The sequence below is a fragment of the Amycolatopsis melonis genome (assembly GCF_040064235.1).
GTDB classification, from domain to species: domain Bacteria; phylum Actinomycetota; class Actinomycetes; order Mycobacteriales; family Pseudonocardiaceae; genus Amycolatopsis; species Amycolatopsis melonis.
Map to the genome: position 1 here is coordinate 25,115 of NZ_JBDZYD010000014.1, position 14,833 is coordinate 39,947.

At 70.2% G+C, this 14,833-nt stretch carries 12 protein-coding genes; 9 read left to right on the top strand and 3 right to left on the bottom strand.

Features of this window, described 5'->3' with window-relative positions:
• The first annotated feature begins 108 nt into the window (after positions 1-108).
• Genes ABJI51_RS33210 through ABJI51_RS33225 form a run of 4 tightly spaced genes read left to right on the top strand, consistent with a single transcriptional unit; the run spans position 109 to position 3,507 of the window.
• Positions 109-1,146 (top strand): FecCD family ABC transporter permease, encoded by a 1,038-nt coding sequence (locus ABJI51_RS33210; protein ID WP_348955031.1) that lies wholly within the window; start codon positions 109-111, stop codon positions 1,144-1,146.
• 1 nt (position 1,147) lies between these two features.
• On the top strand, positions 1,148-2,188 hold the full coding sequence (locus ABJI51_RS33215; protein ID WP_348955032.1) for a FecCD family ABC transporter permease: 1,041 nt from the start codon (positions 1,148-1,150) through the stop codon (positions 2,186-2,188).
• 4 nt (positions 2,189-2,192) lie between these two features.
• Positions 2,193-2,996, top strand: a complete 804-nt coding sequence (locus tag ABJI51_RS33220) for an ABC transporter ATP-binding protein (RefSeq protein WP_348955033.1) — start codon at positions 2,193-2,195, stop codon at positions 2,994-2,996.
• 25 nt (positions 2,997-3,021) lie between these two features.
• The gene (locus ABJI51_RS33225; RefSeq protein ID WP_348955034.1) at positions 3,022-3,507 is read left to right on the top strand and encodes a DinB family protein; all 486 of its coding nucleotides are present in this window, start codon (positions 3,022-3,024) and stop codon (positions 3,505-3,507) included.
• Here ABJI51_RS33225 and ABJI51_RS33230 read toward each other — a convergent pair.
• On the bottom strand, positions 3,494-4,792 hold the full coding sequence (locus ABJI51_RS33230; protein ID WP_348955035.1) for a lysine N(6)-hydroxylase/L-ornithine N(5)-oxygenase family protein: 1,299 nt from the start codon (positions 4,790-4,792) through the stop codon (positions 3,494-3,496). The genes ABJI51_RS33225 and ABJI51_RS33230 overlap by 14 nt on opposite strands.
• 114 nt (positions 4,793-4,906) lie before the next feature.
• On the opposite strand from ABJI51_RS33230, the gene ABJI51_RS33235 reads away from it, so the two are divergent.
• On the top strand, positions 4,907-5,851 hold the full coding sequence (locus ABJI51_RS33235) for a methionyl-tRNA formyltransferase (protein WP_348955036.1): 945 nt from the start codon (positions 4,907-4,909) through the stop codon (positions 5,849-5,851).
• A 5-nt stretch (positions 5,852-5,856) separates the two neighbouring features.
• Here ABJI51_RS33235 and ABJI51_RS33240 read toward each other — a convergent pair whose 3' ends face one another.
• Complete coding sequence (locus tag ABJI51_RS33240; RefSeq protein ID WP_348955037.1) at positions 5,857-6,912, bottom strand: hypothetical protein; 1,056 nt, start codon at positions 6,910-6,912, stop codon at positions 5,857-5,859.
• A gap of 135 nt (positions 6,913-7,047) precedes the next feature.
• On the opposite strand from ABJI51_RS33240, the gene ABJI51_RS33245 reads away from it, so the two are divergent.
• The 4 genes from ABJI51_RS33245 to ABJI51_RS33260 all read left to right on the top strand — a co-directional run bounded on the left by ABJI51_RS33245 (position 7,048) and on the right by ABJI51_RS33260 (position 12,263).
• Positions 7,048-9,192 (top strand): alpha-galactosidase, encoded by a 2,145-nt coding sequence (locus ABJI51_RS33245; protein WP_348955038.1) that lies wholly within the window; start codon positions 7,048-7,050, stop codon positions 9,190-9,192.
• 52 nt (positions 9,193-9,244) lie between these two features.
• Complete coding sequence (locus ABJI51_RS33250) at positions 9,245-10,513, top strand: extracellular solute-binding protein (RefSeq protein WP_348955039.1); 1,269 nt, start codon at positions 9,245-9,247, stop codon at positions 10,511-10,513.
• Between the two features lie 83 nt (positions 10,514-10,596).
• The gene (locus ABJI51_RS33255) at positions 10,597-11,457 is read left to right on the top strand and encodes a carbohydrate ABC transporter permease (RefSeq protein WP_348955040.1); all 861 of its coding nucleotides are present in this window, start codon (positions 10,597-10,599) and stop codon (positions 11,455-11,457) included.
• A complete protein-coding gene (locus ABJI51_RS33260; RefSeq protein ID WP_348955041.1) occupies positions 11,454-12,263 on the top strand; it encodes a carbohydrate ABC transporter permease in 810 nt (269 codons plus the stop codon). Before ABJI51_RS33255 ends, ABJI51_RS33260 begins: the two co-directional genes overlap by 4 nt.
• Before the next feature lie 887 nt (positions 12,264-13,150).
• On the opposite strand, the gene ABJI51_RS33265 is transcribed toward ABJI51_RS33260, so the two are convergent.
• A complete protein-coding gene (locus ABJI51_RS33265; RefSeq protein ID WP_348955042.1) occupies positions 13,151-14,788 on the bottom strand; it encodes an ABC-F family ATP-binding cassette domain-containing protein in 1,638 nt (545 codons plus the stop codon).
• Positions 14,789-14,833 lie beyond the last annotated feature (45 nt).

Genomic DNA, 14,833 nt, shown 5'->3' on the forward strand with positions numbered 1-14,833 from the left:
GCACCCCGATCGGGGCGCAAACTTAGGTGACCCTAACAAACGGATGGTGAGGACGCACTCCTGTACCATCGGTTAGCCTTACCTAAATCACTACCAGTCGGAGGTGCGGTGCGAACAGACCCCGGAGGGATCGCTCTCACGCGACGCCCGCCACACACGGGCCGCGCCCTCGGTCTGCTGGCCGCCCTCGGCGTCCTGGTTTTCCTGTGCCTGCTGAGCATCTGGCTGGGCTCGAAGGAGATCTCGTTCGGCGCGGTGTGGCAGGTGCTGTGGCACGACGACGGCTCGGCCGACGCCGTGATCATCCACAGTGTCCGGATCCCGCGGACGCTGCTGGCGGTGCTCGTCGGCGCCGCGCTGGGCCTGGCAGGCACGGTGATGCAGGCGCTGACCCGCAACCCGCTGGCCGACCCTGGCCTGCTCGGGGTCAGCGCCGGAGCCGCGTTCGCGATCGTCTTCGCGATCACCGTGCTCGGCGTCGGCTCGCTCTCCGGCTCCATCTGGTTCGCCTTCGCCGGCGCGCTCCTGGCGACGGCGTTCGTCTACTACCTCGGCACCCGCGGCCGCAGCGGGTCGAGCCCGGTCAAGCTCGCGCTCGCCGGAGCGGCCGTCACGGCGCTGCTCGGGTCGTTCACCAGCGCGATGGTGCTGACGGATCCGGTGGCGCTCAACCGTTACCGGTTCTGGTCGGCAGGCTCGCTCGCCGGCGTCGACGGCGGCTCGCTGCTGCGGATCGCGCCGTTCCTGCTGGCCGGCCTGGTCCTGGCGATCACCAGCGGCCCGGCGCTGAACAGCCTCGCGCTCGGCGACGACGTCGCGATCGCGCTCGGCCGCAAGCTGGGCCCGCTGCGGCTGCGCGGCGCGCTGGCCATCACGCTGCTGACCGGGGCGTCCGTCGCGGTGGCCGGCCCGATCGTGTTCCTCGGCCTGGTCGTCCCGCACGCCGTCCGGTTCGTCATCGGGCCGGACCACCGGTGGCTGCTGCCCTACACCGCGGTGCTCGCGCCGTGCCTGCTGCTGGCCGCCGACATCCTCGGCCGGATCCTGGCGCGGCCCGGCGAGATCCGGGCCGGGGTGATCGTCGCGTTCGTCGGCGCCCCCTTCTTCATCCACCTCGTCCGCCGCCGCAAGCTCGTGGAGTCGTGACGTGAGCGTGCTCGACCGCGTCACCTTCCGCGCCGGACCGGTGTCCGGGCGCCTGCGGCCCCGGCTGCTGCTCGTCTCGGCCGTCCTGGCGGTGGCCGCGTTCGTGCTGTTCTGCGCAGGCATGACGATCGGCGACGTTCCGATGAGCGTGTCCGACGTCCTTTCCGGACTGTTCGGCAGCGGTGACGCCGGAACCGGCTACATCGTCCAGGAACTGCGGCTGCCGCGGGCGCTGACCGGGCTGCTGGCCGGCCTCGCGTTCGGCGCGTCCGGCGCGGTGTTCCAGACCATCACCCGCAACCCGCTGGCGAGCCCGGACATGATCGGGATCAACGCGGGCGCGGCGACGGCGGTCGTCGCCGGGATCGCCTTCGGCTTCGGCGGCGGGCTCGGCACGACGACGCTCGGCCTGCTCGGCGGGCTGCTGACGGCGTTGCTGGTGTACGTGCTGGCGTGGCGGCGCGGCACCACGGGGTACCGGATCCTGCTGGTGGGCATCGGGATCTTCGCGATGTGCACCAGCCTGACCGACTACCTGCTCAGCAAGGCGCAGATCACCGAGGCGCAGGCGTCGATCGGCTGGCTGGTCGGCAATCTCGCCAACCGCGGCTGGGAGCACGTCTGGCCGCTGCTGGGAGCGCTGGCCGTGCTGTTCCCGCTGGTGCTGGCGTTGTCGCGGTGGATGGGCACGCTGCTGCTCGGCGACGACGTCGCGGCCGGGCTGGGCACGCCGGTGCAGCCGGTGCGGCTCGGGCTCCTGCTGGCCGGCGCCGGGCTGGTGGCGTTCGCGACGGCGTCGGCGGGCCCGATCTCGTTCGTGGCACTGGCGGCACCGCAGGTCGCGCAGCGCCTCGCGCGGCTGTCGTCCCCGCCGGTCACGGCGTCCGCGCTCACCGGCGCGGTCGTCGTGCTGGGCAGCGACCTCATCGCGCGCTCCCTCACGGCGTCCGCGCTGCCGGTCGGCATCGTCACCGGCGCGCTCGGCGCCCCGCTCCTGCTCTGGCTGCTCGCCAGGGCCAACCGATCCGGTTCCGGAGGCTGAGAAGATGACTCCTTCCCTGCGCGTGCAGGACCTGCGCGTCGCCTACGACGACCGGGTCGTCATCGACGGCCTCGACCTGACGATCCCGCCGGGGCGGATCACCGCGATCGTCGGGCCCAACGCGTGCGGGAAGTCGACGCTGCTGCGCACCCTCGCCCGGCTGCTGACGCCGAAGGCCGGCGGGGTTTACCTGGACGGCCGGTCGATCCACGACCTGCCGACCCGTCAGGTCGCCCAGCGCGTCGGCATCCTGCCGCAGTCTCCGGTGGCACCCGAGGGCATGACGGTGGCGGACCTGGTGGGCCGCGGCCGCGCCCCGCACCAGAGCTGGTGGCGCCAGTGGTCCACATCGGACGAAGGAGCGGTCGCGGCGGCCCTGACGGCGACCGGCATGACAGACCTGGCCGACCGCCCGGTCGACGAGCTGTCCGGTGGCCAGCGCCAGCGGGCGTGGATCGCGATGGCGGTCGCGCAGGGCACCCCGGTGCTGCTGCTCGACGAGCCCACGACGTACCTCGACCTGGCCCACCAGATCGACGTGCTGGACCTGGTGGTCGACCTCAACCGGGAGGAGGGCCGGACGGTGGTGATGGTGCTGCACGACCTCCCCCAGGCCTGCCGCTACGCCGACCACCTGATCGCGATGAAGGCGGGCCGAATCGTGGCATCAGGCGCCCCGGCGTCGGTGATCACCGAGGAGCTGGTGGACGAGGTCTTCGACGTCCGGTGCCAGGTGGCCCCGGACCCGGTGAGCGGGACGCCGATGGTGATTCCGATCAGCCGCCACCACCCGGCCCCGGCGGTTTGACGGCCACTTCCGGGATGCTGGGCTCATGTTCGTGCTGCCCGAAACCACCACCGGCCCCGAGCGGCTCCTGCTGGAAGCCATGCTGGACCGCAACCGCCGTGCCGTGGCCGACACCGTCCGGGGGCTCTCCGAAACCGAGGCCCGCGCCCGGCTCGTCCCCTCGGCGACCACGCCGATCGGCCTGGTCAAGCACGCCGCCATGGTCGAACGCCGGTGGTTCCAGCGGCTCGTGCTCGGCCTCGGCGAGGACGACTGCGACGGCCCGTCGACCCCGGGCGAGGCCAGCTTCGCCGTGGCCGACGACGAAACCGTCGCCGGGGTGATCGCCGAGTTCGAACGGGCGAGCGCGCGCTCGCGGGAGATCGCCGCCCGGTTCGGGCTCGACGACACCTGGACCCATCCCGTCCTGGGCGAGGTCAGCCTCCGGTTCGTCCACCTGCTGCTGATCGAGGACTTCGCCCGGCACGCCGGCCACGGCGACATCCTCGCCGAGCAGCTCAGCTCGCGCTGACCGCGTACTCCCCCGCAGGCTCCGCGACCACCCGGCGGTCCACAATGGACTGGAGGATCTCGCCGACCCGGACCGCGGTGTTCGACAGCAGCGACGAGGTGATCCCGTGCGTGTGCTCGGTCCCGCCCTGCAGGTAGATCCCGCCGCGCAGCGGGAACTCCGTGGCGATCCGGTAGTCGCGCGACACGCGCAGGCGGCCGGACTCGTCGCGGACGCAGCCCGCGGCCAGCTCGCCGAGCAGCGGGGTCGGGTCCGCCGGCCGGTAGCCGGTCGCGTAGACGACCGCGTCGGCCTCCAGGACCGTCTGCGCGCCCGTGGTCAGGGACTCGACCGTCACCGTGCCCGCGTCGGTCACCTCGACCGGGCGCGAGACGTTGAACAGCCGCAGCCGCTCGACGCCGAGCACCTTCTCGCGGTAGACGCGGCGGTACAGCTCGTCGATCAGGTCGATGTCGACGGCCGAGTAGTTCGTCGCGCCGTGGTAGCGCATCAGGCGGTCCTTGACCGGCTCGCCCGCCTGGTAGAACTGGTCGACCGCCTCCGGGTCGAAGATCCGGTTCGCGAACGAGCTGTCGTCGGCGGGGCTGTAGCCGTAGCGGGCGAACACCGCGCACACCTCCGCGCGCGGGAACTCGTCGTGCAGCAGCGCCGCGACCTCGGCCGCGCTCTGCCCCGCGCCGACCACCACGAACCGCTTCGGATCGCTCTGCCGCAGGGTCTCGACGCGGAACAGCAGCTCGCTGTTGTGCCAGATCCGCGGCCCGGCGGTGACGCCGTCGGGCAGCTGCGGCCGCAGGCCCGTGCCCAGCACCAGGTTGCGGGCCCGCAGCGACGTGCCGTCCGAGGCCTCGACGTCGAAGTAGGCGACCTCCGCGCCGTCGTACACCGGCCGCACGGCCACCACCTCGGTGCCGTAGGAGACGACGTCGTCGACCTTCGCCGCCGCCCACTCGAAGTAGTCGTGGAACTCCACGCGCAGCGGGAAGAGGTTCTTGTGGTTGATGAAGTCGACCAGCCGCCCGGCCTCGTGCAGGTAGTTCAGGAAGCTGAACGCGCTGGTCGGGTTCCGCATGGTGACCAGGTCCTTGAGGAACGACACCTGCATGGTCGCGGTGTCGATGAGCATCCCGCGGTGCCAGCCGAACCGCGGCTGCCGCTCGAGGAAGTGCGCGGTCACCGGCTCGCCCTGGCCCCCGTTGTGCTCGGCGAGGGCGATCGCCAGCGCAAGGTTCGACGGCCCGAAGCCCACGCCGACGATGTCGTAGATCGGGACCTCTGCAGTCATGTTGCTCCCTCGCGCGCTCCGGTACGGTTCAGGGAACCCTAACCTAACTTAGGCGAGCCTCGCCTAGTACGTTCGTGGTGATGTTCGTCCCCCGACCCCGAAAGGCACTCTCGAATGCGCGTGGCGATGTTCGGCTACCAGACCTGGGGGCACCGGACCCTCCAGGCGCTCATCGACGCCGGCCACGAGGTCGCCCTCGTGGTCACCCACCCGAAGAGCGACCACGCCTACGAGCGGATCTGGGCCGACTCGGTCGCCGACCTCGCCGAGGCCCACGGCATCCGGGTCCTGCTGCGGACCCGCCCGGACGACGCCGAGCTGCTCGCCGAGCTGAAGGCCGCCGACCTCGACCTGATCGTGGCGAACAACTGGCGCACCTGGCTGCCGCCGGAGATCTTCGAGCTGCCGCGGCACGGCACGCTCAACATCCACGACTCGCTGCTGCCGGCGTACGCGGGCTTCTCGCCGCTCATCTGGGCGATGATCAACGGCGAGCCCGAGGTCGGCGTCACCGCCCACATGATGGACGGCGAGCTCGACGCGGGCGACATCGTCCTGCAGCGCGCGATCCCGGTCGGCCCCGCCGACACCACCACCGACCTCTTCCACCGCACGGTGGACCTCATCGCGCCGATCACCGCCGAGGCCATCTCGCTGATCGAGACCGGCTACACGCCGGTGCCGCAGGACCGGTCGAAGGCGAGCTTCTTCCACAAGCGGGCCAAGCGCGACAGCCTCATCGACTGGACGTGGCCGCCCGCGGACCTCGAGCGGTTCGTGCGGGCGCTGCCGGACCCGTACCCCAATGCGTTCACCTACCACCGCGGCGAAGAGCTGCGGATCATCAAGGCGTCGGTGTCGCAGGGCCACTACGGCGGCACGCCGGGCCGGATCTTCATCCGGGAAGGCGACGGCGTCGTGATCGTGGCCGGGCCGGACGCGCGCCGCGGCCAGTCCCCCGGCCTGCTCGTCGAGCGGGTCCGCACCGCGGACGGCACGGACCTGCCCGCGCACGAGTACTTCAAGACGATGGGCGGGTACCTCACCGACCGGCCCTGACCGGGTCAGCCGTCCTTGCCCCGCCCCGGTTCGGCCACGTTCTGCTCCAGGGCACCGGGCAGGGTACGGACGATCGTGTCCTGCGCCCGGCGTTCGCTGAACCCGGCGAGGAAGGCGAGGCCCGCGAAGAACAGCGTGCCCCGCTCCCCCTCGCCGGGAACGGCGAGCGGCAGCAGCCCGGCGCGCACGAGCACGAACATCGCCGCCCCGAAAACAGCACCGATGATCAGCCGGAAACAGCCGGAAAGAATGATCACGAGCCAGCCCTGGTCGAGGCTCACCCGCACTCTTTCCCGGTTCGCCGTGCGCGTCATGACGCTCAGGATCGCGCCGATCGCCCCCGACACCACGCAAATGATCAGCTGCGATCCGATCTCGACTTTCAACGGCAGGAAATACACCGCGACCGCGACGACGGCCGCGGCGACCACGCCGACGGCCAGGCCGCCGAGATAACGGATCAGCGCGCGGTCGAGTGCCGCCTCGCGGGCATTCTGCTCGATCTGGCGGATCTCCTTCCGCGCCGAGGCGACCGCGGCGGTCACCCGGCTTTCCTTCTGCCCGGACGCCACCATCGCGTCGAGCACGCCCAGCAGGGCGACGGTGGCGGTGTAGAGGCCCTGCACCAGGATCTCCTGCGGCTGGCCGCCGAGCAGCACCGAGTACTTCCGCTCCGCCCGCCGCACCGACCGGAAGACGTCGTCGACGTCCGGGGTCGTTTCGACCGGGTCGTAGAAGAACCGCAGCTTGTGGATCCGGTCCCCGTCACCACCGGATTCCCGGCGGTCGTTGGCGACGAGCAGCAGCGCCGCCTCGAAATGCAGGGCGTAATACTCTTCGACGATCTTTCCGTGCGCCGCCTCGTACGCCTTCCGCAACTGCGCGAACCGCGGGCGGCCCCGTTCCCGGTAGGCCTCGACCAGGTCGTGCACGGACGGGCAGCCGAGCTGAATTCCCGGCTCCGGATCCGCGAGTGCGGTGATTTTCCTGCTGCCGACCACCATGGCGATCTCCCCTCGCCCGGCGACGACGTGACGGCGTCGCCTCTCCCTCGATCTCACTCATTGTCACCACCATTACCCGAAGGCACCAGTAATGCCCGGTCAAGGCCACCCGGATGGCCGTATGGCGTACCGCGGTACCGGTGATCGGGACGTTCCTTGGCGGCGGCCCCGCCGGTGAGCAGGATGTCCGGCATGGCCGGGATCAGCTTCCTCGCCGGGCACCGCACCTGGGTGCTCACCGGCGATTCGTGCACCTACGCGCTGCGGCTCGATTCCGCCGACGTCCCGGTCCACGTCCACTGGGGCCCGATGCTGTCCGCGGCCGAGGTCGTCGAAGTCACCGAGAAGACCCTGCCGTGGTGGGACGGGTTCAACGATCCGAACGAAGGCCTCGGCGAGCTGGCCGAGGGCGGCACCCGGTATTGGCCACCCGCCCTGCAGGTTCGCTTCGCCGACGGCGCGCGCGGCCTCGAGTGGCGCTATCGCGACCGCGCGATCACGGGCACGCACCTGCGGATCGCGTTCACCGACCGGCACTATCCCCTTTCGGTCACCCTGCACTACCGGCTGCGCGGGGACGTCCTGGAGCGCTGGGCCGAGCTGAGTGCGGACATCGACGTCGAGGTCCTGCGTGCGGACTCCGCGACCTGGGCGCTGCCGGTGTCCGAGGACTACCGGCTCAGTCACGTCACCGGCCGCTGGGCCGCGGAAACCCAGCTGCGCCGGACGCCCGTGCCGCACGGCGAGACGGTGTTCGCGAGCCGGCGTGGAATCACCAGCCATCACGCCAATCCGTGGGTGATGGTCGACGACGGCACCGCGACCGAACGCCACGGCGAGGTCTATGGCGTCGCGCTCGCCTGGAGCGGCTCGTGGCGGCTGACCACCGCCCGCTCGCCGACCGGGCGGCTGACGGTGAGCGGCGGCTTCGGCCAGGACGGCGTCGCCCACCGCGTCGGGCCCGGGCGGCCGCTGACCACGCCGGTGTCGGCCGGGCTGTACACCACCGGCGGATTCGGGGCGGCGAGCCGCGCGTGGCACGCGTACGTCCGCCGGTACGTCCTGCCGCATCCCGGCGAACTGCGTCCGGTGCTCTACAACTCCTGGGAGGCCACGGGTTTCGACGTCTCCGAGGACGGCCAGCTCGTGCTCGCCGAGCGCGCCGCGGCGCTGGGCGCCGAGCTGTTCGTGCTGGACGACGGCTGGTTCGGCGCCCGTACCGGCGACCACGCCGGGCTCGGCGACTGGGTGGTCAACCGCGACCGCTTTCCCCGTGGCCTCAAGCCGTTGGTGACGGCCGTGCACGAACTCGGCCTGCGGTTCGGGCTGTGGGTCGAGCCCGAGATGGTCAACCCCGACAGCGACCTCTACCGTGCTCATCCGGAGTGGGTGCTGCACCACGCGCACCGCCGTCGTTCCGAGCTGCGGCACCAGCTCGTGCTCAACTTCGCGCGCCCGGACGTCGCCGCGTGGGCCCACGGCTGGCTCGACCGGCTCGTCGGCGAGCACGGGATCGACTTCCTGAAGTGGGACATGAACCGGCCGTTCGGCGAAGCGGGCTGGCCCGGCGAAGCCGACCAGGACCGGCTCTGGGTGGAGCACACCCGCGTGGTCTACGCGCTCATGGACCGGTTGCGCGCCGGCCATCCGGGGCTGCGCATCGAAAGCTGCGCGGGCGGCGGCGGGCGTGTCGACCTCGGCATGCTCGCGCGCACCGACCAGGTCTGGACCTCCGACAACACCGACGCCCTCGACCGGCTGCGGATCCAGCACGGTCACGGCCAGCTCTACCCGGCGGGCACGATGGCGGCGTGGGTCACCGACACCCCGAACTTCGTGACGGGGCGGTCGGTTCCGCTGCGGTTCCGGTTCCACGTCGCCATGTCCGGCGTCCTCGGTCTCGGCGGCGACATCCTGCGCTGGCCGGAGGCGGACCTCGCGCTCGCCCGGGAACTGGTCGCGCTGTACCGCGACATCCGGCCGGTGGTGCAGCACGGCGCGCTGTACCGGCTCCGGCCGCCGGTCGACGACGGTGTCGTTGCGCTGCAATACGTCCTGGGTGACCGGGCGGTGGTTTTCGCCTACCGGCAGGCCGCGCACTTCAATGCGCCCGAACGGCCGCTGCGGCTCGACGGCCTCGATCCCGCTCAGCGGTACCTCGATCCGGATTCCGGCATCACGCACAGCGGCGCGGTGCTGCTCGCCCGCGGCCTGCCGCTCGGCCTTCCGACCGGCGATTTCGCCAGCACAGTCGTCCGGCTCGAGCAGATAAGATCTGATCTATCTGCCTTACATAGTCCCATTCAGCGGTATTCCTGCCTTGACACTCCCGGATAGGTCCGATCAACTGCGTCGTACATCACATATGGTCGGGATGGGAGACGGCGGGATGAGAAGGTTCCTGGCCCTGGGGGCGGCGGCACTCCTGGCGGTGAGCGCGTGCTCGGTCGGCGCGGGCACCGGCAGCGGCGACGCGGAAATCACGTTCCTGACGTTCGAAACCCCGAACCTCACCCCCGCGTACTGGGACGCCGCGATCGCCCGCGTCACCGGGAAAACGCCGGGGATCAAGGTCAAGAAGCTCGTCGCGCCGACCGCCGACGGGCGGACGTCGTATGCGAAACAGCTCCTGCAGTCCGGCCAGTTCCCGGACGTCATGATCGCCGTCGACTCGGCGGGCTTCGCCGAAGCGGGCCACCTCTACGCCTGGACCCCCGAGGAACTGAAGGACTTCCAGTTCCCGGCGGCCAATCCGGTGCGCGGCAAGTACTACCAGCTGCCCGCCAACACCCAGACGATCCCGCCGATCTACTACAACAAGAAGATGTTCGCCGACGCGGGCATCACTACCCCGCCGAAGACCTGGGCCGAACTCGTCACCGACGCGGGAAAGCTCACGGACAAGGGCTATCCGCCGTTCACCATCGGCGGCGGCAAGGACGGCTTCCCGTCGTCGATGATCCTTTCCGGACTGGTCAGCACCGAGGTCTACACCACGATGCCGGACTGGCTGACGCGGCGGCGTCAGGACCAGGTCAAGTTCACCGATCCGGCGTTCCAGCACGCGTTCGCGAAGCTCGCCGACCTCGCGGCGAAGGGGTACGTGGACAAGACGAGCGTGTCCCGCGACTACGCCGCGACCGAGCAGGCGTTCCTCGACGGCAAGGGCGCGATGTACCCGATGGGCAACTGGTTCGCCGCGAACGCCGACGCGAAGAAGCACGACTTCGAGGTCGGTGTCTTCAACTTTCCCACCGAAGACGGCAAGCTCGCCGTCCCGGCCTACACCGGCGGCGGCATGATCGTGAACGCGCACGCCACGCACCTGGACGCCGCCCGGAAGTTCGCGCTGGCGTTCCAGCTCGACAAGGACCAGCTCGACGCCTCGGTCCGGGCCGACGGCCTGTTCCCGGCGATCAAGGGCTACACGCCGCCGCCGGACGCCGGCCCGGTGTTCAAGGCGGGGTACGACCTGTACGCGGAAGCGGTGCGGCAGAACGCGGTCGTGCACGCCTTCCGCTGGGAGACCGCCGACGACGGGTTGCTGCCCGGCATGAAGGACAAAGTGGACCAAGCCGCCCAGGACGTCATCACCGGCCGCCGGTCCGTGGCCGAGGCGTGCGCGTTCCTGGACACCGAGTGGGCGAAGGCGGGCTGAGGCAGTTGACCGCCGTCGCCACTCCTCCCGAGACCCGCCGTTCCCCTTCCCCGGCCCGGCGGCGCCGGCCGATCCTGCCGCGCGTGTGGCACTTCGCGTCGTTCGGCGCGCCCGGGGTGCTGGTCTACGCGTGTTTCGTGCTGGCACCGATCCTGGTCAGCTTCGGCTACAGCCTGACCAGCTACAACCCGTTCAACCCGCCGGCGAAGTTCGTCGGCCTGGACAACTACCGGCTGCTGTTCACCGACGAGCAGTTCCTCACGGCGCTGAAGGTGACCACGATCCTGACGCTGATCGTGGTGATCGTGCCGAACGTCGCCGGGCTCGGTGTGGCGGTGCTGCTGGACCGGAAAGGGTGGCTGTACAACGCTTTGCGCAGTGTGTTCTTCACGCCGGTGATCCTCAGCTCGGTGGTGGTGTCGATCGTGTGGTCGCGGCTGCTCGACGATCAGGGCCCGTTCAACACCCTGTTGCGCGCACTGGGGGTCGAGCATCCGCCAGGCTGGCTGTCCGATCCGGACGTGGCGCTGTATTCGGTGGCGTCGATCGTGTGCTGGCAGATGCTCGGGTTCTGCGTGGTGGTGTACCTGGCCGGCCTGCAGGGTGTCCCGCCGGAGCTGCTGGAGGCGGCGGAGATCGACGGCGCCGGGCCGCTGCGCCGGTTCCGCGCGGTCACGTGGCCGCTGCTCGCGCCGTCGCTGACGATCACCACGGTGGTGCTGCTGATTTCGGCATTCAAGACGTACGACTACGTCAAGGTGATCACCAACGGCGGCCCGGGATCCGGCGCCACGGCAACAATCGCGTTCGGCGTACTCCAGACGGGCTTCGACGCCAACCACGTCGGCTACGCGTCGGCGATGGCGGTGCTGATGCTGGTGATCGTCGCGGTGGTGACAACGGTGGTGCTGAACATCCTCCGCCGCCGCGAGGTGGACCTGTGACGCGGCGCTTGGTCGCGTTGGTGCTGGGCGCACTGTTCGCGGTGCCGCTGTATTTGGTGCTGGCAAACGTGTTCAAGCGCGGCGACCTGATCGCGAAGGAGCCGGCGTCGTTGCCGCTCCCGCCGACGCTGGCGAACATCCACGCGGTCCTGACCCGCCCGGACGGGCTGTTCTGGGTGAGCCTGGCGAACAGCGTCGTGGTCACCGTGTTGTCGATCCTGGTGCTGACGGTGCTGTCGGCAATGCTGGGCCACTACCTAGCCCGGTCGGCCAGGCGGTGGACGAAGGTGCTGACAATGGTGCTGCTGGCCGGGCTGATGATTCCACCGCAGGTGATCCTGATCCCGATCACCGATGTCCTCCGGGTGACCCACCTGATGGCCACCCTGCCGGGGCTGATCTTGTTCAACGTCGGCTATTACGTGCCGTTCGGCGTGTTCGTGTTCACCGGATTCATCCGCGGCGTACCGGTGGAACTGGAGGAGGCAGCCCGCCTCGACGGAGCAAGCCGCGGGCAGGTGTTCTGGCGAGTGGTATTCCCCCTCCTCCGCCCGGCAACGGCATCGGTGTTGATTTTCCTGGGAGTATGGATCTGGAACGACTTCATCGACCCCCTGATCATCCTCGGCCCCAGCCAGGGAACAACGATCACGACGGGCATCTACCGATCGATCGGCCAGTACCAGGCGGACCTGGGAAGCGTGTTCGCGTTGATGTTCCTGGCGACGTTGCCGGTGCTGGTGTTCTATCTGGCGCTGCAGAAGCAGTTCGTGAAGGGCCTGACGGGAGGAGCGACAAAGGGGTGACCGGCAAAGAGCACCCCCCCCCGGCAGCGAGCAGCGCCCCGCTTTGAGAGCGCCGCTCACACAGCGCATCGAGCCACACTGCGATCCGAGAGCACCACTCACAAGCCACCTGCGCGCAACCCCGCCCTCAAGAGCACTGTTCACACAAGAGGGCGGACACCTCGCGGCTCGAGAGCACCGCTCACACAGGACTCCAGCCACCCTTCAAACGCGAGAGCGCTGCGTCACAGGACGGCAGCATCCTCGATCCAGAAGCACTGCTCATGCCGCCCAGCGAACACTGCTCGACTTCAAGAGCAGCGCTCACCAACCAACAGGAGCGGCCGTCAACTTCGAGAGCACCGCCCACCACCTCGGCAGGCACAGCACTCTCACCACGAGCACCGCTCGCCACCTCAGCAAGCGCGGCGACGCCATGGAGAGCGCCGCCTACTCGCCCACCGGGCACACCCGCTTAGCGAGAGCACCGCTCACTGCCCAACAAGGGAGGCCGCGGCACCGAGAGCGCCGCTCACCATCTCAGCAGGCACAGCAGGTGCAGCAGGCACACGGAGAGCACCGCCCGTCACGTCTGCATGCCCGGGCAACTGCGCCGAGAGCACCGCTCATTACCTCGGCAGACACAGCTCTCACCGTGAGCACCGCTCACTGATCCACAAGCGTGGCGTTCGCACCGAGAGCACTGCTCACTGCCTCAACGAGCGTGACACTCACGCCGAGAGTGCTGCCCACTCTTCCGCCAGAGCGGCGCCCAGAACAGAGAGCACCGCTCACATCAGCCGCGGAACACTGCCCAACTTCAAGAGCGCTGCTCACAGTCCATCCAGACTATCGCTCTCGTCCGAGAGCACTGCTCACCCAACGACCTCCCGGCAGCCACCCCAGCGTCACAGCTCACGCACCTTCCCGCCATCGACTTCCAAACGACGAGTCACCTGAACCGCGTCGAGCATCCGGCGGTCGTGCGTCACCAGCAGCAGCGTTCCCGGGTACTTGTCCAGCGCCGACTCCAGCTGCTCGATCGCCGGGAGGTCGAGGTGGTTGGTCGGCTCGTCCAGCACCAGCAGGTTCACACCCCGCGCCTGCAACAACGCCAGCGCCGCCCGAGTCCGCTCTCCTGGGGACAGCGTTGCCGCCGGCCTCAGTACATGTGCCGCCTTGAGGCCGAACTTGGCCAGCAATGTCCGGACCTCTGCGTCCGCGAACTCCGGGACCTCCCGGGCGAATGCCTCGGCCAGCGGGACGTCGCCGAGGAAGAGGCGGCGGGCCTGGTCGACCTCGCCGACCACCACGCCCGGGCCCAGGGACGCGTCGCCTTCGTTCAAGGGGATGCGGCCGAGGAGGGCTGCCAGGAGCGTCGACTTGCCCGAGCCGTTCGCTCCCGTGATCGCGACCTTGTCCGCCCAGTCGATCTGGAGGTCGACCGGGCCCAGGGTGAAACTTCCACGGCGGACCACCGCACCACGCAGCGTCGCGACCACCGCGCCCGCGCGCGGGGCCGCGGCGATCTCCATCCGCAGCTCCCACTCCTTGCGCGGCTCCTCGACGACCTCCAGCCGCTCGATCATGCGGTCGGTCTGGCGGGCTTTCGACGCCTGCTTCTCCGTGGCCTCGCTGCGGAACTTGCGGGCGGACTTGTCGTTGTCGGGCGCCTTCCGGCGCGCGTTCTTGACGCCCTTCTCCATCCACGCCCGCTGCATCCGGCCGCGCGCCTCCAAGGAGGCCTTCGTCTCGGCGTACTCCTCGTACTCCTCGCGCGCGTGCCGCCGGGCGACTTCGCGCTCCTCGAGGTACGCCTCGTACCCGCCGCCGTACACGTTCACCTGCTGCTGGGCCAGGTCCAGCTCGACGACGCGGTCCACCGTGCGGGCCAGGAACTCGCGGTCGTGGCTGACCAGCACCGTCGCCGCGCGCAGGCCCGTCACGAACCGCTCCAGGCGGGCCAGGCCGTCGAGGTCGAGGTCGTTCGTCGGCTCGTCGAGCAGGAAGATGTCGTACCGGCTCAGCAGCAGCGACGCGAGCCCGGCGCGCGCTGCCTGACCGCCCGACAGCGACGTCATCGGCTGGTCGAGGTCGACCGCCAGGCCCAGGTCGGCGGCCACTTCGGCGGCGCGGTCGTCCAGGTCCGCGCCGCCGAGGGCCAGCCAGCGGTCCAGAGCCGCGGCGTAGCGGTCGTCCGCGCCGGACTCGCCCGCCGTGAGTGCTTCGGTGGCGGCGTCGAGGTCCGCCTGTGCCGCCGAGACGCCGGTGCGCCGCGCCAGGAACGCCCGCACCGACTCGCCTTCGCGGCGTTCCGGCTCCTGCGGCAGGTGCCCGACGGTCGCGGTCGGCGGGTTCAGCCGGATCTCCCCGTCGTCCGGCTTGGCCAGCCCGGCGAGGGTCCGCAGCAGCGTCGACTTGCCGGCGCCGTTGACGCCGACCAGGCCGACGACGTCGCCGGGCGCGACGACGAGATCGAGCCCCGAGAACAGGATGCGGTCACCGTGGCCGGCGGCCAGGTCCTTCGCGACGAGTGTTGCGCTCATGAGGAACCCGAGTCTACGGGGCCCCGGCGAGGTGTCAGATCATGG

Bases quoted from the DNA above. Each gene is read 5' to 3' on its own strand.
- ABJI51_RS33220 (WP_348955033.1), top strand. From the start codon at position 2,193: ATGACTCCTTCCCTGCGCGTGCAGGACCTGCGCGTCGCCTACGACGAC.
- ABJI51_RS33225 (WP_348955034.1), top strand. From the start codon at position 3,022: ATGTTCGTGCTGCCCGAAACCACCACCGGCCCCGAGCGGCTCCTGCTG.
- ABJI51_RS33230 (WP_348955035.1), bottom strand. From the start codon at position 4,792: ATGACTGCAGAGGTCCCGATCTACGACATCGTCGGCGTGGGCTTCGGG.
- ABJI51_RS33235 (WP_348955036.1), top strand. From the start codon at position 4,907: ATGCGCGTGGCGATGTTCGGCTACCAGACCTGGGGGCACCGGACCCTC.
- ABJI51_RS33245 (WP_348955038.1), top strand. From the start codon at position 7,048: ATGGCCGGGATCAGCTTCCTCGCCGGGCACCGCACCTGGGTGCTCACC.
- ABJI51_RS33250 (WP_348955039.1), top strand. From the start codon at position 9,245: ATGAGAAGGTTCCTGGCCCTGGGGGCGGCGGCACTCCTGGCGGTGAGC.
- ABJI51_RS33265 (WP_348955042.1), bottom strand. From the start codon at position 14,788: ATGAGCGCAACACTCGTCGCGAAGGACCTGGCCGCCGGCCACGGTGAC.